The organism is Candidatus Poribacteria bacterium (assembly GCA_026706025.1).
In the GTDB taxonomy this organism is placed as follows: domain Bacteria; phylum Poribacteria; class WGA-4E; order WGA-4E; family WGA-3G; genus WGA-3G.
In genome coordinates this window covers 13,088-35,810 of the sequence record JAPOZO010000060.1, presented here as the reverse complement: position 1 = coordinate 35,810, position 22,723 = coordinate 13,088, and the positions used below count along the sequence as shown (strand labels likewise).

The window sequence follows — 22,723 nt, the reverse complement described above, 5'->3', positions numbered from 1 at the left end:
CAGTCGTCAGTACGATTTTTTTCTGCGAAAAAAATCTTTCAGTTGTCAGTTTGAAGAAAATGAACACTGAAAACCCAGGCATGACAACTCACCAATGCCCCGGAAACCCCATCTTTGTAGAAACTTCAATACCACAATCAGACCCTTATTTTTCATCAGAGATCTTATCAGAGAAATCACAGAAATCAGAGTTCAGACTGACTATGCCGAGAATGGCACGGAAAATCGCTAAATAGACACTTATGGTGCGAGTTGAAGCTCGCACCTGCAATAAAAGTCGAATTACTTCCGAATTAACATTTTACGGGTTGCGGTGAAATCACCTGCGGTCAATGTATAAAAATACACGCCACTTGCCACAAATTCACCCACCTCGTTTTTGCCGTCCCAATACGCTGCATGGCTACGATGATGATACTTGCCGACGGCTTGGTGTCCGAGTGCGAGTGTTCTCACTAACTTCCCATCCATAGCGTAAATGCGAACTGTCACATCTGCGGGTTTTGCTAATTGATAGGGTATCCACGTCTCCGGATTGAACGGGTTTGGGTAGTTAGGCAGCAGTGCTGTTTCTCTGGGTGTCAACGCTGCCAAGAGTTGTTGTAAGAACAAGACACCGCGCTGTGCCGTTGTATCCGTGAGGTCCAACTGCTGTGCGGTGGAAAGCCACTGTTTGACCTCTGCAGCAGTGAACATTTCTAAGGCTTCGGGATATAGCGAAGGTGCGGCGGCAGTCGTGCCTAACGCGCCAGCGACTAATGCGAGATCGGCGATGTTAACAGTGCCATCCCCATTGACATCCGCAGCATTCGGTCCTGTCTTTCCGAGATTTGCGGCGACTAATGCGAGATCGGCGATGTTAACAGTGCCGTCCCCATTGACATCCTCCTTGAGCCGGGTGGGTTCCGTTATCTCGGCGTTTTCAACTGTGGGAACGAAAGTCTCTCCTGCGCTATTCGTGAGCAGCACATCAGATAATGTTAGAGTGGATGCCTTCGCTGCGATCACCTCAAAAGTGAAAGTGGCAAGCGTGCCGTTACCCTTACTTTCGCCAGCGAGAGATATGGCGTTGAGTTTTATGAGATTGCCTTCGACGACGGGGTCGACAAAGAACGCGCCAGCCGGTAGATAATCGCTATTCGCACTTGAGACATACCGCAAGGCAGTCGTATCAAACTGCAGGGTTGCCTGATACCCGGCGACGGCTTCGCCGCCTGTGATGCTCAGCGAAAAATCTATCTGTTTGCCAACAGCAGCGGATTCCACTGAGGCGGGTGAGATGTTAACCGTCGCATCGGTTGTTTTGGGAACGTCAGCGTCGGTCGTGGGTGTATCCGTTTCGGTAACATCGGTAACGGGTGTATCCGTTTTGGGAGTGTCTGAAGGCACGTCAGCAACTGTGTTGGGTCGTTTTGTTGCCCCGTATTCATAGGGTCCGATATCCACAGCGGCACCGGCGGGTCGTGCGGCACCGTCAAGATCATCATCAGGTGCGTAGGCGTTTGTCCCGGCATCAATCGCAGGACTTCCGGCTTGTAGATGGAAGTCTTTTGCACCGAGCGGATCCACAAAGAGGGGTGCGACAGCAAGGTTGTTACTGGCATTTTCGGCAAGTAGTTCCCAAAACGCCACATCGTTTCCAAGACCGCCACCGCCTTGCGAGACAATATCCTGCCTAATATCGTGAAATATGTTATGCGTAATTGGGAGAGCGGAAGCACCGTCGATGTAGATAGCAACATGCATGCCGTCGAAGATGTTATTGTGGAGCCGGCTTTCGGGTGAGGCCAGCCAGATATGCGGTTTATATTTCCCTTCAGAGAGTTCATCAGCAGTCGTCATGAAAACATTATTAATAATGTGAACGGGGACCCGTGCCATTAACGTAACCCCCTTAGGCCCCTGATGCTGATCGCCTACCTTGTTGTTGAAGAAAATATTGTTGCTGACCTCTACGATACCTTCGGATTTAGATGCAGGGCGCCAACCGAGCATGAGTCCGCCGGCCGCATGATCCGTACGCCCCATGACGCTATTGCTATCAAAGATGTTATGTGTAACATTACCGTTTGGTTTCTCAGCAACTGTAACGCCTCCGCCTGTATTCCCTGTGAATTCATTGTAAGCAATATCACCCGTCATGTCGTTCGCAAAAAAACCGCCCCCGGCCCCGCCGAAACGACATGTATTATTCGTAAAAGTATTGTGCTTAAGATTCCCATTGAAGGTTTCAACATAGACCCCTCCGCCATAGTGATTAGTTATATTATTCGTAAAAGTATTGTGCGTGAGATTCCCATTCAAGGTGCCAACATGGACCGCTCCGCCGGGTGTTCCAGGCTTGCGCGGTTCATTGTTCGTAAAAACATTGTGCGTGATGTTCCCATTCAAGGTTTTAACAGCGAGTCCACCACCCCCCTCATGACCTTGCGGAGAATAAGACCTGCCTCTGCAATGACTAAAAGTATTGCCGGTAACATCCCCGTTCATTGTTCCTTCAATAAAAACCCCACCGCCGTTGAAGGTATTATCCCTAATATTTCCATTTAATGAACCACGTATCGTCACATTTCTTCCAACTTGTATTGGACTACCAAAAAAATTCCCTGTAATATCACCTGTAGAAATAGCACCTGGAGAATTATGACCTATGTAGAGTCCTTCCCAGTTGATATCTTTAAAGGTATTATTGGTAGCAACGACACTATTATTAAAAACGATCACGGCTCTAAAATCATTATTGCTGAAAGTATTCTCAACAAGCACGAGAGGCATGTTCGTCCACAAACCACCGCACACTATAGACTGCTCTTTTATTTTTGGATCTAGACGGACAATACACTCTTTTAGCGTGTTCGGTTTTTGTCCCGCGCCGCGGAGAATAATTTGGGCACTCACTCTGGGTTTTGGGTGGGTGTCGTCTAAATACATCAACATGTTTTGTATCGTCAGGTGCCGGATGTGGACACCTTCAGCGTTTTCACCGAGCAGAATCGGGACTATTGTCCTACCTGTGTGTTGTGCGTCAATGATACATTCCTTGGCATTGGTTGTGCCTTCAAAGATCATGTCAGTTCGGAGCTGGATCGGAAAGATTTCGCGTTCGGTTGCGGGTTTCGCTGGGTCCGCAGTGTAGGTGCCAGGGCGGATATGTACGTGCCACGGATCCGGGAGGTTGTTTTTGTTGCTGATTAATAACGCAAACGTAATGGTTTTATAGGGCGCAGCTGCGGTGCCTCTGCCGGTGGCGGCGTTTACACCGTTGGCAGCGTCCACATAGATATGGGAGTAGGTTTGTGCGTTGCTTACGGGTGGGACTATAAGTAGCAGGGCTGCAAGTAGCAGGACAATTGATTTGTGAGATGTGATTAACATTTTCATGGAAAGTAAACTCCTTTTTTTCCGTCTAAAGGTTTGTGCCTAAGATCCGGTGCGGTTAGAAACCGCACCATAGGTGTCAATTTTAGAAAAAATAACCGCCTGAATCCCCCGGTCCGGTAGGTTCGGTTTGCAACCGAACCGGATACGACACGGCAACCGTAATAACTTCAAACTCCTCTTGAATTCCGTTCTCGGTTTCTTCTTTAGCGGAACCCGTGTTCCGCAAACGCTGCATCTGAAGGTTTTCGCGAAGTATCCGGTGCGGTTAGAAACCGCACCTACCGGGCCTGGGGTGCCGCTAAATTGACACCTATGGTGCGGTTGCAAACCGCACCTACCGGGCCTGGGGAAAATATAGAATTACCGATTTATTTTCTTACACTTCATCAAACCGCACCTACCGGGCCTGGGGTTTTCAGCACTTACTTCCGAATTAACATTTTACGGGTTGCGGTGAAATCACCTGCCGTCAATGTGTAGAAATACACGCCACTTGCGACGGGTTCACCCACTTCGTTTTTGCCATCCCAATACGCTGCACGGCTGCGGCTCTGGTACATACCAGCAGGTTGGTTGCCCAACACTAATACCCGAACCAACTGACCGTCTGCGGCATGGATAGCGATGCGAACATCGGCAGGTTTTGCCAACCGATATGGGATCCACGTCTCCGGATTGAATGGGTTTGGGTAGTTAGGCAGCAGTGCTGTCTCTCTGGGTGTCAACGCTGCGAGGAGTTGTTGTAAGAAGAGGATACCGCGCTGTGCCGTTGTATCCGTGAGGTCCAACTGCTGTGCGGTGGAAAGCCACTGTTTGACCTCCGCAGCGGTGAACATTTGTAGGACTTGCGGATATAGAGCAGGTGCGGTGGCAGTCGTGCCTAACGCACCCGCAACGATGGCAAGATCCTGCACGTTGACGACCCCATCGCCGTTAACATCCGCACGATTTGTGCCTGTTTGCCCCAACTGTCCAGCAACTAACGCTAAATCTTGAACATTTACAACGCCATCACCGTTCACATCGCCTTTGAGCCCGGTGGGTTCCGTTATCTCCGCATTTTCAACTGTTGGCAGAAAAGCCTTACCCGCACTGCTCGTGAGCAGCACATCAGATAAGGTTAAAGTGGATGCCTTCGCTGCAATCACCTCAAAAGTGAAAGTAGCAAGCGTGCCGTCCCCTTTGCTTTCACCAGCGAGAGATATAGCGTTGAGTTTGATGAGATTGCCTTCAACGACGGGGTCGACAAAGAACGCGCCAGCCGGTAGATAATCGCCATTGGCACTTGAAACATACCGCAAGGCGGTTGTGTCAAACTGCACGGTTGCCTGATACCCGGCGACGGCTTCGCCGCCTGTGATGTTCAGCGAAAAATCTATCTGTTTGCCAACAGCAGCGGATGCGACTGAGGCGGGTGAGATGTTAACCGTCGCGGCGGTCGTTTCGGGAACGTCAGCAGTTGGTTCAGTGATCTCGGCGTTTTCAACTTTCGGAACGGAAGTCTCACCCGCGGTATTCGTGAGCAGCACATCAGATAGTGTTAGAGTGGATGCCTTGACTGCGATCACTTCAAAAGTGAAAGTGGCGAGCGTGCCGTCTCCCTTGCTTTCGCCAGCGAGAGATACAGCGTTGAGTTTGATGAGATCTCCTTCGACAACGGGCTCGACAAAGAACGCGCCAGCCGGTAGATAATCACCATTTGCACTTGAGACATAACGTAGGGCAGTCGTATCAAACTGCAGGGTTGCCTGATACCCAGAGACGGTTTCGCTTTTTGTGATGTTCAGCGAAAATTCCATCTGTTCGCCAACAGCCGTTGATGCCACTGAGGTGGGTGAGATGTTAACCGTTGCAGCGGTCGTTGGTGTTTCGGTTTCGGGAACGTCTGTAGTGATTGTTGGTGTTTCGGTTTCGGGAACGTCTGTAGGAACGTCAGCAACTGTGGTTGGTCGTTTTGTTGCCCCGTATTCATAGGGTCCGATATCTACAGCGGCACCGGCGGGTCGGGCGGCACCCTCAAAATCATCGGCGGGTGCGTATGTATTCGTGCCTGCATCAATCGTAGGACTCCCCGCAATCGGATGAAAATCGCCATTCGCTGCGTCTACGAGCAGCGGGTCGCCTGTGATGTTATTGTTGGCACCGTCCGCCAAGAGTTCCCAGAATGCCAAATCGTTGCCGACACTATTAACGAAGTCCATTCCAATATTGTGAAAGAGGTTATGGGTTATGGGTAGATCAAGGTCACCGCCGATGGAGATGGCGGTCTTCATACCACTGAAGATATTGTTGTGGAAACGACTCCCGGGAATATTCACGAAGACAGCAGGAATGGATGCTGCCGCAGAAAGACCATCAGCAACCATGAACAGATTGTTCGTGAAGCGCGCAGGCGCATCATCATTGTCATCATCTACGGAAACCGAGGAAACACCGCGACTTGCAGTGTTATTAAAGAAAATGTTGTTGGTAAATTCCGAAATCACACGATTATTATACAGCAAGACCGCACCGGCACCCCCGCCGGGGGCATGCGACGGGGCTGAATTACTATTACTATCAAAGAGATTGTGAGTAACGGAGGAAACTTTTCCACTGTTTGCCCTAAACCCACCCCCACTTCCACTACTTCTTGCCGTATTCCTAATAAATTCATTGTGAGTAATGTTGCCAGTAAAATGCTGAACGAGAAATCCCCCGCCTTGACCACCGGTATTGTCGGTAAAGGTATTGTGGGTGATATTGCCGGTCATCAATATAGTTGTAAACCCACCCGCCGAATTGCCTCCCTTACCTATATTGCCAGTGAAAGTATTGTGAGTGACGTTACCGTTCAAACCATTCTGAACAACGAAACCACCCCCAACATTATCACCATGATTGTTAGTAAAGGTATTGTGGGTAATGTTACCGTTTAATGTGCCTGTTACGTGGATCCCTCCAGCGTTATGATGACTAACATTGTTCTGAAAGGTGTTATCGGAGATATACCCTGTTGAGTCCCCTTCAATCCACAGACCGGTGACATGATCGCTGAAGGTATTCTTGAGAACTGTCAGGCTCGTATTTGTCCACACCCCTTGGAGGGAATTGTTACTGAAGGTGTTGCCGGTGAGAGTAAGCGATAGATTCGTGGCGACGCCATTCGGAGCATTATTATGAATGATACACGTCTCAATGCTGCTGGCAGCCTCACGCCTGCCCCCCGTATCCCAGAAAACGATGCCACCGCCATCAGTACTGGTACCAGTCCGATTCATGTTCTGAACCGTCAAATTCCGGATGGAGACCTCTCCGACATCTTCACCGAGGAGGATTGGCGTTTCGGTTTCACCGAGGTGTTGCGCATCAAGGATACAGTCGGTGGCAGTGGTCGTGCCTTGGATAACCATCTTAGACCGGAGTCGAATCGGGAAAACCTCGCGCTCGTTTGCGGGTTTCGCGGGAGCCGCATCGTAGGTGCCGGGGTGGATGTGGACATGCCACGGAGCTGGCAGGTCGCTTTTCTCGCTAATCACCAAGGCGTAGGTAATGGATTTATACGGCGCGGCTGCGGCACCTCTGCCGGTGGCGGCATTTACACCCTTGGCGGCGTCTACATGGATATGCGTTTGCGCGGTACTCATATTGTGGAGCGTCAGCGTAAATAGCGCGGTAAAAAGTACCACTATCAGTTTATGAGATGTAAATAAACTTTTCATTGAAAATTACCGTCCTTTTTCTATTCTCACTGCGAAGCAATTTCACCCCTCTGGGGTGGGGAAAGTATCTGAAAAACTGTGTTGAAACGCTCAAAAACCCGTTAGTAGCAACTTGGGTTATTATAGTAAAATCCGAAAATAAGTTTACACTTGTTGCTCGTAGGGGTTGGGTTACCTCGAAGAAACACCGTTTTTGCTTGGGGTCTTTGATAGGGTGTTTCTGCGGATTTCTTCTAAGCAAAAACACGCCTACGGTTTTCATGAGTGCAAATAATTACGGGCTCTACTATAATTCTAAACTTCACTATAAAAAGTGCTGATGCGTAAGTGATAAGTTATGGTATGCCAATTATTATAATTTTTCAAATAAAAAATTATAAAGTCTGAATCTAACTATAAATTATAATTAAAAAAGGGAAATTATTTTTCTGGGTGTGTAAAATTTTTGACACAGGAAACCAACAGCCTCTGCTACAGAAAGAGTGCCACAAACTAAGTAATATTATAGTAAAGTTTAGAATTGATAGGACACTCTGTGTAGGTTCGGTTAGGAATGCAGATTGCATGAATCAACGGTATGAATGCCTTAATGAAGATTAAGAATTTAATCGGGTAATTTTTTGTGGAAGTCCGGTGCGGTTAGGAAACCGCACCTACCGGGTTTGGAGGAACATAGAATTACCCAAATATTTTATTAAACTTCATGTAGGCATTCCCCGGGGCGAGTATGCCGCAAAACTGCACCATAGGTGTCAATTTAGGGATTTTGGACAGTGTTTTATAGACCATCGAGATAAACATGCTGAAGAAACACCCTATCAAAAACCCCTTACAGGGCTAAATTGTTTTTTTCAACGTTTTTCTATAAACATAGTGAAGAAACACCCAAGCAAATAAACCCTACGGGACTGAAGAGGGTTTTGAAGTCATCAAGGTTTCCGCGTAGTATCCGGTTCGGTTAGAAACCGAACCTACCGGCCTGGGGGTCGCGACGGTTATTTTTTCTAAAATTGACACCTATGGGTACACCGCAAAACTGCACCTACCGGGGTCCCTTCCCAGTAACGGGTGGGGACCCCGGGTGTCCAAAGCAGGTCGCTTATGGGCGAGTACGCCGCAAAGTTGGACGAAAAAACCGAGAACTAAATAGCCCTGATCTCGCGTAAAAAATGACTTGATAAAGAGGCTTTGACGGTGCTATACTAATTGAAAATAGACGGTGATGAATTGTAGGCACAACACTATGCAAAGTCAAGAGGTTCGTTGGATTCAACGCGCAAACAGCTTTGAAAGGGCTTTTGCCCGATTAAAGGCAGCTGTCAAACTTGCGGAACAACGAGAACTCTCAGACTTAGAAGCACAAGGATTAATACAAGGGTTTGAATACACGCATGAACTTGCTTGGAAGACGTTGAAAAACTTCCTTGAAGCACAAGGTATGCGGTGACGATGCGCTAACGCACACAATCCTTTCTCGGATTACAAACGATCTCGATGACCAGCTGCTCCCTTATACTATTGATCTATCTATCTTTCAGAATATCCGTAACCCTGAGATGGTTGAGCAGATCGAACGTGTCGGCGTGGCACTGTATAAAAAATAAGAGTAGTCGTCAGCGGTCAGCAATCAGCAGTTAGATAAGAAGTCTTTTGAGTCTTAGCTGAAAGCCGATGGCTGATAACCGATACCCGTTAAAAAAGAAACAAAAAATGCAAGAATTCAAAATCGCAGATCAAATATATACATCACGGTTACTCATTGGAACGGCGGGGTACCCGAATTTTCATATCATGACGGAGGCTATTGCGGCGAGTGGTGCCGAGATTGCTACGGTGTCAATGCGTCGTGTGAAATGGACGGATGATACATCTGGCGAAAATCTGTTCGCACTCCTGCGTGAACGGGGTATGACGATTCTCCCGAATACCGCTGGGTGTTTCACAGCGAAGGACGCGATTCTAACTGCGAATCTTGCGCGCGAAGCACTTGAAACCTCGCTTATCAAGCTCGAAGTGATTGGGGATGAACAGACGCTATTCCCGGATGTGGAGCAGCTGCTCAGCGCGGCGGAAACGCTTGTGAAAGATGGTTTTACTGTGCTGCCGTATTGTAATGACGACCCGATTACGTGTAAGAAATTGGAAAATATTGGGTGTGCGGCTGTGATGCCGTTAGGCGCGCCGATTGGTTCAGGAATGGGGATTCGGAATCCGTATAACATCCAGATTATTCGGGACCTCGTGCAGGTGCCGCTTATTGTGGATGCGGGGGTCGGGACAGCATCGGATGCGGCGATAGCGATGGAATTGGGGTGCGACGGTGTTTTGCTCAATACAGCCGTGGCGAAAGCACATCGTCCAGTGCTGATGGCGGAGGCGATGAAGAAAGGGATTGAAGCCGGTAGAGCTGCGTTTTTAGCAGGACGGATTCCTCGGAAACTCTATGCGACCGCCTCAAGTCCACAAGCGGGGATGATTGAGTAAAGGCAAAAGGTCAGAGTAACTGCGTGAAAACACCTTTTTACGACTGGAAAATTTACCTTGATACGTGTTGTTTGAATGGTTCATTTAATGATCAGACACAGACTCGGATTCGTCGGGAGACTGAAGCTATCCAGACGCTTCTCAAGTACTGTTTCACAGAACGATGGCTCTGGATTACGAGTGATGTATTAATTGTTGAAGTCAACAACACCCCAAATCAAATCCAACGCGGTTACATGAGAGCTCAGTTGGATCGTGCGTATCAAAACGTTTTGGTAGGGGCAATTGAAAATACGAGAGGTCAAGAGCTTGAAGCCTTGGGATTTAAATGGTTTGATGCCTTGCATCTTGCCTGTGCAGAGAGCAGCAGGGTTGATGTCTTCCTCACAACAGACGATAGGTTGATCAGAAGAGTGAACCGCATCAGGGCACTACTTCAAGTTCGCGTCGAAAACCCTTATACTTGGTTACAGGAGGAAATTAGAAATGAACGTACTAAAGATGACTAATATTGAGTTTTTTGAACTCGGTATTGCAACACTTTTGGAGGAACTCGGTCCAGCTGGCGTGTCTCGGTTCCTCAGACAGTGTGAACCAGGGATAGGCGATTATACGGCTGAGCGGCATGAATGGCTTGATAAAATTGATAGGGAAACGGGTCTCAAAGAAATCAAAAAGATTCAAAACGCGCGCGGCAGGTCAGTTGGATCGAAAATTCGCATCCCTGGCGAAAGAGGTTCTTGCTGAAGAGAAAAAACTGCCGCCAAAAAAGGTTCAAAAATTGACAGATATGGAACTTTATGAACTTGCAGTGGAAATTCTGGCAGAGAAACTTACCCCCGGTGGGCTGATTGGCTTCTTTTTGCAGTGTAACCCAGTAACAGGTGACTGCTCTGTCAATCGACATACATGGCTGGATAAACTTGAGGAGGGAAGGGTTCTTCAGGATATCCACGCGAGCGGTGAAAAACGCAACAATTAAAGGACAAATAGGATTGCGGGCACAAACTTATTCAACTTTGCGCAGCAAAATCTATAAAAGATAATGAAAAAAAAGTTCTTCTCTTTAGGATTATGTCTCCTCACCTTTATACATCTCGGAGCGAGTTCGCTCTGTGCGCAGCTTCAGACCGAACTTGGACGGAGTCTCCTTGAAAAGGAGCCTGAAAAGCCCGAAACCGAGTCCGCGGCATTGATAGTCAATGCGCATCTCTCGAACACGTTCAACAATCATATTGAACTCGGTTTGAGTGTGGATCCGTACACGAGCAGTCTCGCTGGAGAAGACGATCCGCAACTTTCAGGTTTGATTAATCGTTTCGGTGTTACCTTAGGCGGAGATTTACCGATAGCCGATAAACTTCGCGTCCAATTACAATATACGCCCCAAGTTGAAAACTACAGTGGTGCCGAAGGCAAACTCAACGAATTCGATGCATTCAGTAACACGCTTTCGAGTGAACTTAACTTTAAGCCTGTTACAAGTTTACCACCGCTCGTTGCCTCGTATCAGTTACAACGTTTCGTCCGCACCTTGGATGTCTATAACAACATAGACCAACAACTCGGTCTGCGCTTCGGACGGGTGCTGGAATATAATTTCCGCTTACACCGGTTTGACGATGAAGACTCGCGTAGAGAAGACTTCCTACTTGTCGGTTCTAACAGCCATAAAGTGACGACGCGTCTGCAGTTTGGGCTACTTAAACAGATGCTCGGCAAACTGGAATACGGGATAGAACACGGCAGCTACCAAACCAATTTGAACAACCTCATCTTGGGTATAACAGGGCTTGAGGACAATGAACGTCGAAAAGATTGGCGGCATATCGGTGCTGCGAAACTGATACAGGTAGCAACTGAACGGCTCATGTTTCAGGAGGAAGTTAACCTATTCCTGAACCGCTCGAATGTCGATTTCTTTAATTTCGTCAGCACAGAAGTCGCAGCAAGTTCCTTCTACCGACTTGATTCCGGTCGGTGGCTTCGGCTTCGGCTCTCCAGACTGTGGGTAGCGTTTGAAGGCAGACAGATTCTGGACGAGTCGGGAATTATTACGGAAGATGCGCCAAATCGTCAAGATACACAGATAGGCGCGAATGTGCAGTTGAACTGGCAATTCAACCCATACCTGACACTGAACGCCGATTATCAGATAACGCAAAACCGAACGAACGAAGAAGATCCGTTTCTTGACTTTCTCAACTATACACATACGATCGCAACCCTCACGCTCCGCGGCGAGTATTGAAATAGCGTTTGGATTCCGTTCTCAGCGTGCTGTTCGCTGCCCTTTATAGAGTTTCAACTTCCCTTCCGATGCAATCAGTGTATAACACGCTTCAATTGCTTCAGCAACGATAGGCTCGTCTGGCGTGTCCCATAGCAATAGATAATCCACGTTGTCAGCATAGTTGCAGAGGTCTATCTTTTCCGGCTGCCAGTGGACGATCTGCACCCACTCTTTTTCGTCTAATGGCGTTTCAAAGTCGGCGTTGAAACGGACAGGAAAGTAGTCAAACTGTATTTCGTAGTTGCCAAGATTGATACAACCGTTGTCAAGGCAGTAGTAATTGGCAGTGTTGACAAAGATGCCGACGCGTTTTGAGCTACCTCTCGGATCAAAGTGAAGTGGGAGGATAACACTATTTTTTTCAACCCGTTGGACAAAAGCGTTAAACGCTCGGATTTCGGCATTAAGGTTTTTGAATAGAACACCGACATAAACGAGGTTAACAAGCGCGAGCAACGTGACGATGGCTGTAAATGCGCGTTTCCATTGGAGGTTGTCGAATCCACGAAACCAGGCAAATATGGCAAGGGTGGCTAAAATGGCGAGTCTGTCATTGACCCAACCGCCGGGACCGATGGAATTAGGTAGAATAAAATAGAGACCAAGAAGCACTACAGAGAGATAGAGAAACGCTTTTTGTCCGGGATGTTCTGCTGTGGTATCCTTTCTATTTTTCCAGAATGTTACGCCAACGAGAAAGATCAGAAAAGCAGAGATGGCAACAGAAATCCAACTTGGGGGTTCGGTGTAAGAGATGAGTACGTGCATACCGATCAGATTCGCGAACAGTTCTCCGACCCGTCCGAATCCAAATTCGGGAGGCTCTCCCGCCAGTAAGTCAGAGGTGGGAAGGTAGACGAGCAGCAACATGGCTGCGGGTAAGACGGAACACCCTGTGATGAGGATTCGCTTGAAGTCTCGTTTGAAATGGAGAAGTGCCAGCAAGGCGATAGAGAATAAGATGAAGGCGTAAGAGATGAGATGTGCAAAATAGGTGATAACAATGAGTAGGTTGAGTAGGATGATACGGCTCTTGTTCAAATCGTCCTTATGTTTCCACCAATAGCCGAGTGCGAGGAAAAAGAGGGGGACGCTGATAGCAAAGTTGTAGAAGCCCATGAGAAAAAGATAATTGTAAACAAAGGTGAAGCTCAGTATGACGAGGGCATGTCGTCCGCGTTGTACAGCGTTGAGGAAATAATAGATTGCGAGTGGAAAGAGGATGACATAGAGGCTCAGAAAGATTTTCTCGGCGATGAGAGCAGGAAATATGAACATTAACACTGCCAACGAAAAGTGGGAAAGCCAGTTCGGAAAGGGGTACCAATTAATTTCGTAATAGTCGCGAAACTGATATTCAGGATTGTTGTATTCTGTTAGGATCTGTGAATTATAGACATGGCTTACACCGTCTTGTGTCGGAAAATAGGTAAACAACCATATTGGTAACAGATAGACAACGATTAATACACCAATTAAAAGCGACTCTTTTGTATGAAAACGGGGAAAAAATGCCATCGTTTTTCCTTTCGTTCTGGTGCGGCTTGCCAATCAAACTTGTATTGTAAAGTGGTGCAGCTTGCCAGTCTCCTAAACTTGACGCCAAAAATCAACCTTGAAATTTCCAGGGCTTCAGATATAATGTTATCATGGTTTGGCATTTTATACATAGTCTTTTTACATTATGAAAATACATGAGTCGCTTCGTATTCTGGGGAAAGCGACTTTTGGGGGGTATTTCGTCTCACTTTTGAGGCACGACCTCCTACACAAACTATGGGAGAACAATTTCATGACCCGAGAACAGGTCAAACGTTTCGTTGAAGAGAATGGTATTGAGTTTTTCCTCTGCTCTTTTGTTGAGATGAGTGGTGCCCCGAAGGCGAAGGTTATTCCATCGACGCACCTTGAAGATATGGCAGAAGAGGGAGCAGGCTTCGGAGGCTTTGCCGCTGGTGAAATAGGACAATATCCGCACGACCCGGAAATGGCGAGCATCCCCGACTTTGATTCGTTGACAATCGTCCCATGGCGAAAAAACATAGCATGGGTGGCGGGGGATATGTATGTTGAAGGTAAAGCGTGGCACTACTGTCCGAGAACAATTCTACGGCGGCAATTAGATGCAGCGAAGGAGAGAGGGTATGTCTTCAATGTTGGCATTGAGGCGGAATTCATGCTGTTAAAACAGGATGAGTCGCGTGCCTACGCGCCGTGGGACAAACTCGACACTTTAGATAAGCCGTGCTATGACTTAAGGGCATTGCACCGCAATCTTGATATGATGACTACCTTGATTAAATATATGCAGGAATTAGGGTGGGAGCCCTACGCCAACGATCACGAAGATGGAACCTGTCAGTTTGAGACGAACTGGACTTATTCGGACGCACTCACGACAGCCGATCGGCATACCTTCTTCAAATGGATGGTCAAAACACTCGCTGAGGAACAAGGATTGCTGGCAACCTTTATGCCGAAGCCGTTCACAAACCTGACAGGCAACGGGGCACACTTTCACATGAGCCTTTGGGATGAAGATAATCAGACAAATTTATTCCTTGATGAAAGTAATAAAAATGGCTTGTCGCAACTCGCTTACTGGTTCACAGGTGGGGTCCTCAAACACGCGGATGCGGTCACAGCCGTCACGAATCCACTTGTGAATAGTTACAAACGTTTAGTTCGTAGACCCCCGCGTTCGGGTTCATCGTGGGCACCGGTTTATGTTACCTACGGTGCAAACAATCGGACACAGATGATTCGGATTCCAGCACCGGGACGCATCGAAAACCGCTTAGGCGACGGAGCAGCGAACCCTTATCTTGCGGCGACAGTCCTACTCGCAGCCGGTCTCGATGGCATCGAAAACCAGATTGATCCGGGCGTGCAAAACGAGGATAACCTCTATGAAGTCTCAGAAGATGAACTGCAACGACGCGGGATAGATTCCCTACCGGCGACACTTGACGCAGCTGCGGACGCGCTTGAACAGGACGCAGTGATCAAGAACGCACTCGGAACAGTGTACGCCGATTATTATATTCAGGTGAAACGCGAGGAGTGGCGCGACTATCACTTGAGTGTCAGCCAGTGGGAAACTGATAAATACTTGGAAGTTTATTGATATTGAGGGTCGCGAGCGTGCGGAAACACCCAAGCAAAAACACTCGCTCCTACGCAAGAAAGGCACTATTTCACGATCGCGAGCACAGCTCGCTCCTACAGCAAGACGATGATATTGAAGATCGCGAGCGCAGCTCGCTCCTACAGCAAAGATTGCAGACACGGCTCACTCCTACAGCAAGAGCGTAACGCTGGTATAAAGGAAATAATTTTGATGAAAATCTTATTTAGACTGTTCGGTTTGGCACTTATATGTTTTTTAACTGTTTATATAGTCAGTTGTGGGCAACGTGAAGAAGACGAGGAAGTTGGTCCGGTAGAACTGATGCGCGCAGATCCAACAAGTACTGATAGTAGTACATCAGTCCTTGAACCCGTACCTGAACCTGTACCTGAACCCGCTCCTGAACCCGCACCTGAACCCATTATCCCAGATGGAATGGTTCTGATTATAGAAGGCGAATTTCAGATGGGTAGTAATGATGGTGACGCTGATAACGACGAACAGCCAGTGCATACCGTTCACCTTGACGCATTTTACATAGACGCGAACGAGATAACCAACGGCGAATTTAAGGATTTCGTTCTTGCGAATCCAGCGTGGCAGAAAGAACAGATTAATGAAAAGTTCCACGATGGTAAGTACTTGCTGGACTGGAATGGAAATAATTTCCCTCTTGGTGAGCGCGACCAGCCAGTACGTTATGTGAGTTGGTATGCAGCGATGGCTTACGCTGTTTGGGTAGACAAGCGTTTACCGACGGAGGCGGAATGGGAGAAAGCGGCGCGGGGTGGATTAAAGAAAAAACAGTATCCGTGGGGCAACGGCATTAATTTTAATAGGGCAAACTACGGTAAAAAGCTTGGTGAGACAACCCCTGTCGGCGAGTATCCACCGAACGACTACGGTGTACATGATGTCGCAGGTAACGTGTGGGAGTGGTGCCTTGACGAATATCAAGCCGATTTCTATGCGAATTCTCCACGCCGAAACCCAGTTGCTGGCGCGAATAATGTTGAGGAGATTGTCAACGACTTTGAGAACATTGTAGACTTCCGCGTCATCCGAGGTGGCGGGTGGAACAGCGAACCTGAGTGGTTGCGTGCCTCAAACCGCCACGGGACAAGTCCAGCGTATGCGGGTATCGGCGCGCTTGGATTCCGTTGTGCAAAAAGCGTATCACCTTAATGCGCGACCGATCTTTTCCGAAAATTAACATTTTCTGTCTTGAAGCAAAAATGAAAATTTGCTACGATATGGTTCAAGTAGGAAAGGATATCCATGCTTTTCTGCTATTTGCGTAATATTAGACTGTTTTCACTTTTCAACAAAGGAGACAACATGAAGATTTTTTCAATAATCACACTTTGTTTACTTGTATGTGTCACATTTTCCCACGCCGACCTAATGGACGGACTTGTCTTATACATGCCGCTTGACGAAGGTTCTGGTAGCACAACGAAAGACTTTTCCGCAAACGGTTTTGAAGGTGAAGTGATGGGCAATGCAAAATGGGTTGATGGAGAGTTCGGGAAGGCACTCCAATTTGCGGCTGCCGCAGATCACGTCGTTGTTGAAGACGATACCGCCTTTCATATCGAAGGCGCAATTACACAAGCAGCGTGGGTGCAGTTGGACAGGCTTCCAAGCGCACACGCCATTATCTTTGGCACTCGGGCGAGCGGTGCAACTCGGCATATCGGTTTCGGGTTCGGGATGAATCCAGCAAACGGCATCAAAGTCTGGACGAACGGTGCTGCCGGCGGATTCAAGGACATCAACGATAACGAAACAGAATTGGAACTCGGCAAGTGGTATTATCTCGCTTATACCCATACCGATGATAACAGCGGTTTAGTGGAAATCTACTTAGACGGTGAGGTAACGTACTCGGAAGAATCGGGCAATCCGGTTGCGCCTGCCCAAAACACGAGTGCGGTGACTATCGGTACTTGGGGTGGTGAAGCCTGGACGGGAAGCGTTGACGAGGTTCGGCTTTGGGACCGTGCGCTCTCAGCAGACGAAATTAAAGCGAGCATGAACCAAGATGCCGCGTCATTCCTGACACCGGTAGAACCAGAAGGTAAACTTGCCACATCTTGGGCGAACATTAAATTGATCCGATAACGCGTTGGGGGCAGGTTTCAGGACCTGTCCCTTAAACATCAGGACTTACGCAATTTTGACGATACGACGTTCTGTTAGCGGGTAAACTCTCAAAAAACAGAGACGTTTTCAGTGCACAGGCTAACAGCCTATGCTACAAAAGAGCACGCTGCGTAAGTCCTGAACATGCTTGCTTTAGATAAGATGATGACATGACAGGTTCCCAATCCTTGCCAAATTTGTGTAACACCTTGATACAAACAGAGGTCCAGTTAGAGTCACATCTATCCGAACCGACAGACGAGGTAATAGGGGCAGTTGCTGCACTGGAAGGGGATATCCTTATCCTTGGTGTTGGCGGGAAGATGGGCCCAACACTCGCTAAGCAGGCGAAACGCGCTATTGATCACGCAGGTATCGCTAAAAAGGTGATAGGTGTTTCCCGTTTTTCGATCCCGGGCGTGCAAGAAGACTTGCAAGGAGCCGGTATTGAAACAATCACTGCAGATCTACTTTCGGAAGACTGCTTGCAAAATCTACCTGACATCCCAAATGTAATTTTGATGGCGGGTAGGAAGTTCGGTTCAGTCGGCAATGAAGGTCTGACTTGGGCAATGAACGGTTATATGCCAGGACGCGTAGCAGAAAAGTTTCGATCTGCGCGGTTGGTTGTGTTTTCAACGGGGAACGTCTACCCGCTGACTCCGGTCTCCCACGGTGGTGCGACTGAAAGCTCACCCGTTGATCCGATGGGTGAATACGCGCAATCCTGTCTAAGTCGTGAACGGATATGTACCTATTTTTCACTGCAATTCGGTACACCGATAGTTATCTTGCGGCTGAACTACGCGATAGACCTCCGCTACGGGATACTGTTGGACATCGCTGAAAAAGTTTATGCCGAAGAACCGATTTCGCTCCAGATGGGTAATGTGAATGTGATATGGCAAGGTGATGCAAACGCGATCGCATTGCGGGCTTTCTCGCACTGCCAAAGTCCACCGCTGGTGCTGAATGTGACGGGACCGGAGACTGTTTCGATACGATACCTTGCGTCGTGTTTCGGGACGATTTTTAACAAATCGCCGCATTTTGATGGGGAAGAGGCATCAACAGCACTGTTGAGCAACGCATCTCGGTGTCATCAACTGTTTGGGTATCCACACGTCTCTTTAGGACAAATGATTGAATGGGTTGCAGAGTGGGTGCGGGTTGGTGGCACAACCCTCGGCAAACCGACCCACTTTGAAGTGCGTGACGGAAAGTTCTGATAATCTTAAAAAAAATAGACAAAAAATGCGAGTTCTGTTAGTATGTCAAAGTAGTATTTTTGTGATGTTCCTCTTTGTTGTTGATAGTGCTATGGGGCAACCCCATCCACTAATGACAATTGCGTTTGCCTCGGATGTGAGCGGCGATTGGGAAATCTATCTGACAGATACGGCAGGAAAGCGCCCTATAAATCTCACGCACAATCCTGCAGCGGATTACTATCCGACGTGGTCACCGGACGGCACTCAGATCGCTTTTTTCTCTCGACGAGATGGGAATCACGAGATTTATGTGATGCAAGTTGACGGCACCAATCAGCAACGTCTAACGCATCACCCTGCGACAGATAAGGCACCGGCTTGGTCACCTGATGGCACGCGCCTCGCCTTTACATCAAATCGAGGTGGGCATTTCGACATCTATCTGCTTCATCTCAATAATGACGAGGTCGAGCATCTCACCGAAAACCCATTTGAAGATGAGGCACCGGCTTGGTCACCTGATGGCAACAGGCTTGTTTTTCATTCAAAGCGGGAACTCAACTGGGATATATACGTCGTTAATGTAGATAGTGGTGTTGAACAACGGTTGACGGATCAACCTCTGATGGACACGTATCCGGCTTGGTCGCCCGATGGGAGTCGGATTGTGTACGCTTCAATGCATGCCGAGGCAGCGCTTGCTGACTTTGACCTGTATATCATGGATGCAGTTGATGGTGGGAACAAGAAAGTTCTCACCGATACACCTACCGATGAAGCGGTTCCAGCATGGGCACCAGACGGTGATACCATCGCTTTTCAATTTGAGAAAGATGGCAGATGGGTTATCCACGTCATGCGTGCCGATGGCAGTGAACGCCATGAATTGATTAACAACGGTGCTTGGGCGGCGCAACCGAAATGGTCTAACAGTCGTTCGGACGTACTTTTAGTAGTGCCATCAGCATTACAGATTCAGCAGTGGGGCAAAATTCGAGCTCCGTAGAATGGTAGTTAACAGGTATGCCCAAGGCATTCTAAAGGGCAAAACTTTACTAAGAAAAAGGAGATATCTTTATGTGTTTCAAGACATTGGTATTTGGTACACTTTTCACCTTCGGTTTATTACTCACGGTCGGCATAAGTTATGGTTATGAACGAGCAATTGAAGCAGAAGCGGCGGATACGATTGAAGCACCAATGATAGTTGCCGATGATGATGCGGCTTCCGGGGGGCAATTTATATGGATGGAAGGGGATCCTGCCACGGGTGGTGGTGGTGAAGGTTGGGCAGAATATAAGCTCCATATTTCAGCACCCGGCACCTACGCCCTGTGGGGAAAAGTCCTTGCATGGGATGGCAACAGCGATTCATTCTGGGTAACCTGGCAACCTGCTGATCCCGATGAAAACGCGCAAGAAACCCAGAACACCGAGTTCCGCTGGGGTGTCGCCCAAGGCAATGAATGGCACTGGGACCGTATCAATCACTGGTTAGATGGCGGCACATTTGAACGGGAATGGGAGATAGCGGAAGCTGGAGAAACCACGCTCCGCATCGCAGTCCGGGAAGATGCTTGTATGTTGGATGTTATTTACATCACTGATAACCTCTCCGAGGACGAAGCAGAGGTCAACCCTCGCGATCCGATTCCGGAAGATTCTTTAACGCCTGTTGAACCACAAGATAAACTCGCGACAACGTGGGGAAAGCTGAAAGCAGGGAGATAGTAATTGACTTAACCTGACTACGGGCGGTTTAATACAACCGCTCGTATCTTAGAGAGTAGAAAGGAGACCTTTGGTGAAACACGGAACAATATTGACGCTGATGATACTTACTGTATTCTTATGTGGAATTGTGGAGCTTAGTGCTGAAGTCGAAATTGCGCTTGAAGCCGAGTTGGCAGACGAGATTGTAGAACCGATGATCATTGCCGATGATAAAGATGCTTCTGATGGGAAATTCATCTGGATGGAAGGGGATCCTGCCACAGGTGGCGGTGGTACAGGCTACGCTGAGTTTATTATCAATATTCCTCAGCCGGATACCTACGCGCTGTGGGGGCATGTCATTGCTTGGGATGGGAATAGTGATTCATTTTGGGTGACTTGGCAACCTGCCGACCCGGACGAAGATGCGCAAAAAACCCAGAATACCGAGTTCCGCTGGGGTGTCGCACAAGGTGGTTTTTGGCATTGGGACCGTATCAATCATTGGTTAGACGGTGGGACGTTTGAACGGGAATGGAAGTTCAAGGAAGCCGGTGAGACGGTGCTGCGTATCGGCGTGCGTGAAGATGCCACCATGTTAGACACAATCTTCGTGACGACCAACTTGAAAGCGACCGAAGCAGACCTTCGTCTCCCAACCGATAAAGATCGGAAGATACAAATTGAGGGACTCGCTGTGGACGCAAAGGGGAAAGCTGCAACCACCTGGGGTTCCCTAAAACGGGCGTATCAATAAGAAAGGGCAAAAGATTGGAAGACTGGAAGATTGGAAGCGTATTTCTTCCTTCCAGGCTTCCACCCTTCCATCGAAGCGGTTCTATGGAATTTGGGGACGCGTCAGAGTTGGAAAAGGGAACCTTAAACACTTTTTTTCCGATGAAACGGTTGTTCCTAAACAGATAGCACTGCTCTCTATAGTAGTTAATACGCCACGAGTCAAATCCACGTTCAAACTGAACAACGCCATCAGGCGGGCCGAGGTGAAATTCCAATTTCTCTATTGCCCGCCTATCGCGTTTAACAAGCACGTGTGTTGCATAAGCGAGGCCTGAAAGAATTCCAGCCAAGGCAATTTTTCCTCTCAGTTTAACGGAAATACTCTCTGCAGTCGGTGTCCACCCGCAAATTAGGAATAAAATAAGTGCCGCAGCGCAAATTTTCCTTTTTACGCAAGAAATTTGACATAGATTTTGCATTTATATGGCATTTCGATAGATTAGGACTTGACAAAAGAAATATGTTAAGTGTATCCTAATAGGAATGAATAAAAAGAATCGCTAATAGCGTCTGCAGTTTGCCAATCTCTTACATCCTAAAGTGCGACAAGACTCACAATTTTTCCATTTCGTTAGTTTGTAGAGAAGCAGCCCTTTTTATTAGTGATCAACTTGGAGCGTGATCAGCATGCATTCTAAGGGAGAAACTTCCCATACAACAGATGCACCAGACTGTACGACAGATCTCAGTATTGAAGACGTTAAGCAGGAGTTGTACAACCGCCATCATCCAAGCTTAACGTTTCTTGACATAGAGGCTCACGCGAGGACAGTCCATAAAATACGGACATTGAAACAGAAACATAACGTTGTGATGCTGGGTCATAACTATATGGAGCCGCTGGTCTTTGGATTGTCGGAAAAAGAAGAGCAGGGCGATTCGCTCGGCTTGAGCATGTATGCCGCGAAAACAGAGTCGCCGTATCTAATTTTTAACGGTGTACCGTTTATGGCGGAGACAGCAAAAATTTTGAATCCGAGCAAAACGGTGTTAGTTGCCGATAAAACAGCGGGGTGCTCGCTCGCCGATAACTTCGGTGCTGAAGATGTTAGGGAACTGAAATCCCTGTATCCCGGGGCACCAGTGATGATCTATATCAATAGTTACGCCGACGCGAAAGCAGAATCGGATATCTGCTGTACGTCAGCGAATGCAGCACACATCGCTAAATCTATGCCCGGGGATACACTGATCTTTGTGCCGGATATCTTCTTCGCGCAGAATTTAGAGGAAGAGTTGAAGGACGAGAAAAATGTCGTCTATCCCGGCAAAGACAACACAGCACGCGGGGCAGTTTGCGAGGTTCACGAAAAATTCACACTTGATGATCTTCTCGGCATCCGTGAATCCTTTGAAATCCCGAAAGGACACTCCCACCGTAAGTTATATGCGCACTGGGAATGCCGGCCGAATGTCTTAAAGGAAGCAGATTTTTACGGCAGTACCAGTCAGATTATGAAGGACATAGCGGAACGTGTTGCAGCTAAACAACTCGAACGTGCTTTCGTTGCCTCGGAATGTGAGTTAACTTCTAACTTGGCGCAGGAATTTCCAGAAGTTCAATTCTGGACAGCATGCTCGGTCCGATGTTCCCACATGGCACAAGTCAATTTGGGCAAGATAGCAAAGATCTTGGAAGCGATTGATCGGGACGAGGACCTTGATGAATATGAGATTACGCTGAGTCCTGAGACGATAGACAAAGCCCGCACGCCAATTGAACGAATGCTTGAGGCAAGTGTTTAATAGTTGTCAGTTGTCAGTCGTCAGTACGATTTTTTCGGAGAAAAAATCTTTCAGTTGTCAGAAAGAATAGCAGTCAGCAATAGGCAGTCAATTTTAAGAGTTGCCAGTCTGCCTTGAGGTT

19 protein-coding genes are annotated in these 22,723 nt (G+C 47.8%); 15 read left to right on the top strand and 4 right to left on the bottom strand.

What is annotated here, in order from left to right; all coding sequences use genetic code 11:
• Positions 1 to 282: 282 nt before the first annotated feature.
• The 3 genes from OXH00_14440 to OXH00_14430 all read right to left on the bottom strand — a co-directional run bounded on the left by OXH00_14440 (position 283) and on the right by OXH00_14430 (position 7,082).
• The gene (locus OXH00_14440; protein MCY3742210.1) at positions 283 to 3,381 is read right to left on the bottom strand and encodes a dockerin type I domain-containing protein; all 3,099 of its coding nucleotides are present in this window, start codon (positions 3,379 to 3,381) and stop codon (positions 283 to 285) included.
• Positions 3,382 to 3,463: 82 nt separating this feature from the next.
• The gene (locus OXH00_14435; GenBank protein ID MCY3742209.1) at positions 3,464 to 3,616 is read right to left on the bottom strand and encodes a hypothetical protein; all 153 of its coding nucleotides are present in this window, start codon (positions 3,614 to 3,616) and stop codon (positions 3,464 to 3,466) included.
• Positions 3,617 to 3,803: 187 nt separating this feature from the next.
• The gene (locus OXH00_14430) at positions 3,804 to 7,082 is read right to left on the bottom strand and encodes a cohesin domain-containing protein (GenBank protein ID MCY3742208.1); all 3,279 of its coding nucleotides are present in this window, start codon (positions 7,080 to 7,082) and stop codon (positions 3,804 to 3,806) included.
• A gap of 1,243 nt (positions 7,083 to 8,325) precedes the next feature.
• Here OXH00_14430 and OXH00_14425 point away from each other — a divergent pair.
• The 7 genes from OXH00_14425 (at position 8,326) to OXH00_14395 (ending at position 11,817) form a co-directional block, all read left to right on the top strand.
• The gene (locus OXH00_14425; GenBank protein MCY3742207.1) at positions 8,326 to 8,529 is read left to right on the top strand and encodes a nucleotidyltransferase substrate binding protein; all 204 of its coding nucleotides are present in this window, start codon (positions 8,326 to 8,328) and stop codon (positions 8,527 to 8,529) included.
• Positions 8,507 to 8,686, top strand: a complete 180-nt coding sequence (locus OXH00_14420) for a hypothetical protein (protein ID MCY3742206.1) — start codon at positions 8,507 to 8,509, stop codon at positions 8,684 to 8,686. The genes OXH00_14425 and OXH00_14420 overlap by 23 nt, the downstream gene beginning before the upstream one ends.
• A gap of 106 nt (positions 8,687 to 8,792) precedes the next feature.
• Positions 8,793 to 9,566, top strand: coding sequence for a thiazole synthase (locus OXH00_14415; GenBank protein ID MCY3742205.1), 774 nt, complete (start codon positions 8,793 to 8,795; stop codon positions 9,564 to 9,566).
• 23 nt (positions 9,567 to 9,589) lie between these two features.
• Complete coding sequence (locus tag OXH00_14410) at positions 9,590 to 10,075, top strand: PIN domain-containing protein (GenBank protein MCY3742204.1); 486 nt, start codon at positions 9,590 to 9,592, stop codon at positions 10,073 to 10,075.
• Positions 10,053 to 10,313: a hypothetical protein gene (locus OXH00_14405; GenBank protein ID MCY3742203.1), complete on the top strand. Its 261-nt coding sequence runs from the start codon at positions 10,053 to 10,055 to the stop codon at positions 10,311 to 10,313. The genes OXH00_14410 and OXH00_14405 overlap by 23 nt, the downstream gene beginning before the upstream one ends.
• Positions 10,270 to 10,548, top strand: a complete 279-nt coding sequence (locus OXH00_14400) for a hypothetical protein (protein MCY3742202.1) — start codon at positions 10,270 to 10,272, stop codon at positions 10,546 to 10,548. The genes OXH00_14405 and OXH00_14400 overlap by 44 nt, the downstream gene beginning before the upstream one ends.
• A 63-nt stretch (positions 10,549 to 10,611) precedes the next feature.
• Positions 10,612 to 11,817 carry a hypothetical protein gene (locus OXH00_14395; GenBank protein ID MCY3742201.1) on the top strand — a complete coding sequence of 402 codons (1,206 nt, stop codon included), beginning with the start codon at positions 10,612 to 10,614 and terminating at the stop codon, positions 11,815 to 11,817.
• A 21-nt stretch (positions 11,818 to 11,838) separates the two neighbouring features.
• Here the strand turns inward: OXH00_14395 and OXH00_14390 are convergent, their stop codons facing one another.
• Positions 11,839 to 13,377 carry a hypothetical protein gene (locus OXH00_14390; protein ID MCY3742200.1) on the bottom strand — a complete coding sequence of 513 codons (1,539 nt, stop codon included), beginning with the start codon at positions 13,375 to 13,377 and terminating at the stop codon, positions 11,839 to 11,841.
• A gap of 274 nt (positions 13,378 to 13,651) precedes the next feature.
• Here OXH00_14390 and glnT point away from each other — a divergent pair, with 274 nt between their 5' ends.
• The 8 genes from glnT to OXH00_14350 all read left to right on the top strand — a co-directional run bounded on the left by glnT (position 13,652) and on the right by OXH00_14350 (position 22,602).
• Positions 13,652 to 14,986 carry a type III glutamate--ammonia ligase gene (glnT, locus tag OXH00_14385; protein ID MCY3742199.1) on the top strand — a complete coding sequence of 445 codons (1,335 nt, stop codon included), beginning with the start codon at positions 13,652 to 13,654 and terminating at the stop codon, positions 14,984 to 14,986.
• A gap of 213 nt (positions 14,987 to 15,199) precedes the next feature.
• The gene (locus OXH00_14380; protein MCY3742198.1) at positions 15,200 to 16,174 is read left to right on the top strand and encodes a formylglycine-generating enzyme family protein; all 975 of its coding nucleotides are present in this window, start codon (positions 15,200 to 15,202) and stop codon (positions 16,172 to 16,174) included.
• Positions 16,175 to 16,327: 153 nt separating this feature from the next.
• The gene (locus OXH00_14375; protein MCY3742197.1) at positions 16,328 to 17,113 is read left to right on the top strand and encodes a LamG domain-containing protein; all 786 of its coding nucleotides are present in this window, start codon (positions 16,328 to 16,330) and stop codon (positions 17,111 to 17,113) included.
• Between the two features lie 191 nt (positions 17,114 to 17,304).
• Positions 17,305 to 18,363 (top strand): NAD-dependent epimerase/dehydratase family protein, encoded by a 1,059-nt coding sequence (locus tag OXH00_14370; GenBank protein MCY3742196.1) that lies wholly within the window; start codon positions 17,305 to 17,307, stop codon positions 18,361 to 18,363.
• Positions 18,364 to 18,427: 64 nt separating this feature from the next.
• Complete coding sequence (locus OXH00_14365; protein MCY3742195.1) at positions 18,428 to 19,351, top strand: DPP IV N-terminal domain-containing protein; 924 nt, start codon at positions 18,428 to 18,430, stop codon at positions 19,349 to 19,351.
• 71 nt (positions 19,352 to 19,422) lie between these two features.
• A complete protein-coding gene (locus OXH00_14360) occupies positions 19,423 to 20,076 on the top strand; it encodes a hypothetical protein (GenBank protein MCY3742194.1) in 654 nt (217 codons plus the stop codon).
• Positions 20,077 to 20,149: 73 nt separating this feature from the next.
• Entirely contained in the window at positions 20,150 to 20,815 is a 666-nt protein-coding gene (locus OXH00_14355) for a hypothetical protein (GenBank protein ID MCY3742193.1), read from the top strand.
• 668 nt (positions 20,816 to 21,483) lie between these two features.
• Positions 21,484 to 22,602, top strand: a complete 1,119-nt coding sequence (locus OXH00_14350) for a quinolinate synthase (protein MCY3742192.1) — start codon at positions 21,484 to 21,486, stop codon at positions 22,600 to 22,602.
• Positions 22,603 to 22,723: the final 121 nt, after the last annotated feature.

What these genes read in the sequence shown, in the direction of transcription:
- OXH00_14440 (MCY3742210.1), bottom strand. Translation starts at nt 3,381, where the DNA reads ATGAAAATGTTAATCACATCTCACAAATCAATTGTCCTGCTACTTGCA.
- OXH00_14435 (MCY3742209.1), bottom strand. Translation starts at nt 3,616, where the DNA reads ATGCAGCGTTTGCGGAACACGGGTTCCGCTAAAGAAGAAACCGAGAAC.
- OXH00_14430 (MCY3742208.1), bottom strand. Translation starts at nt 7,082, where the DNA reads ATGAAAAGTTTATTTACATCTCATAAACTGATAGTGGTACTTTTTACC.
- OXH00_14425 (MCY3742207.1), top strand. Translation starts at nt 8,326, where the DNA reads ATGCAAAGTCAAGAGGTTCGTTGGATTCAACGCGCAAACAGCTTTGAA.
- OXH00_14415 (MCY3742205.1), top strand. Translation starts at nt 8,793, where the DNA reads ATGCAAGAATTCAAAATCGCAGATCAAATATATACATCACGGTTACTC.
- OXH00_14405 (MCY3742203.1), top strand. Translation starts at nt 10,053, where the DNA reads ATGAACGTACTAAAGATGACTAATATTGAGTTTTTTGAACTCGGTATT.
- OXH00_14395 (MCY3742201.1), top strand. Translation starts at nt 10,612, where the DNA reads ATGAAAAAAAAGTTCTTCTCTTTAGGATTATGTCTCCTCACCTTTATA.
- OXH00_14390 (MCY3742200.1), bottom strand. Translation starts at nt 13,377, where the DNA reads ATGGCATTTTTTCCCCGTTTTCATACAAAAGAGTCGCTTTTAATTGGT.
- glnT (MCY3742199.1), top strand. Translation starts at nt 13,652, where the DNA reads ATGACCCGAGAACAGGTCAAACGTTTCGTTGAAGAGAATGGTATTGAG.
- OXH00_14380 (MCY3742198.1), top strand. Translation starts at nt 15,200, where the DNA reads ATGAAAATCTTATTTAGACTGTTCGGTTTGGCACTTATATGTTTTTTA.
- OXH00_14375 (MCY3742197.1), top strand. Translation starts at nt 16,328, where the DNA reads ATGAAGATTTTTTCAATAATCACACTTTGTTTACTTGTATGTGTCACA.
- OXH00_14370 (MCY3742196.1), top strand. Translation starts at nt 17,305, where the DNA reads ATGACAGGTTCCCAATCCTTGCCAAATTTGTGTAACACCTTGATACAA.
- OXH00_14365 (MCY3742195.1), top strand. Translation starts at nt 18,428, where the DNA reads ATGTTCCTCTTTGTTGTTGATAGTGCTATGGGGCAACCCCATCCACTA.
- OXH00_14360 (MCY3742194.1), top strand. Translation starts at nt 19,423, where the DNA reads ATGTGTTTCAAGACATTGGTATTTGGTACACTTTTCACCTTCGGTTTA.
- OXH00_14350 (MCY3742192.1), top strand. Translation starts at nt 21,484, where the DNA reads ATGCATTCTAAGGGAGAAACTTCCCATACAACAGATGCACCAGACTGT.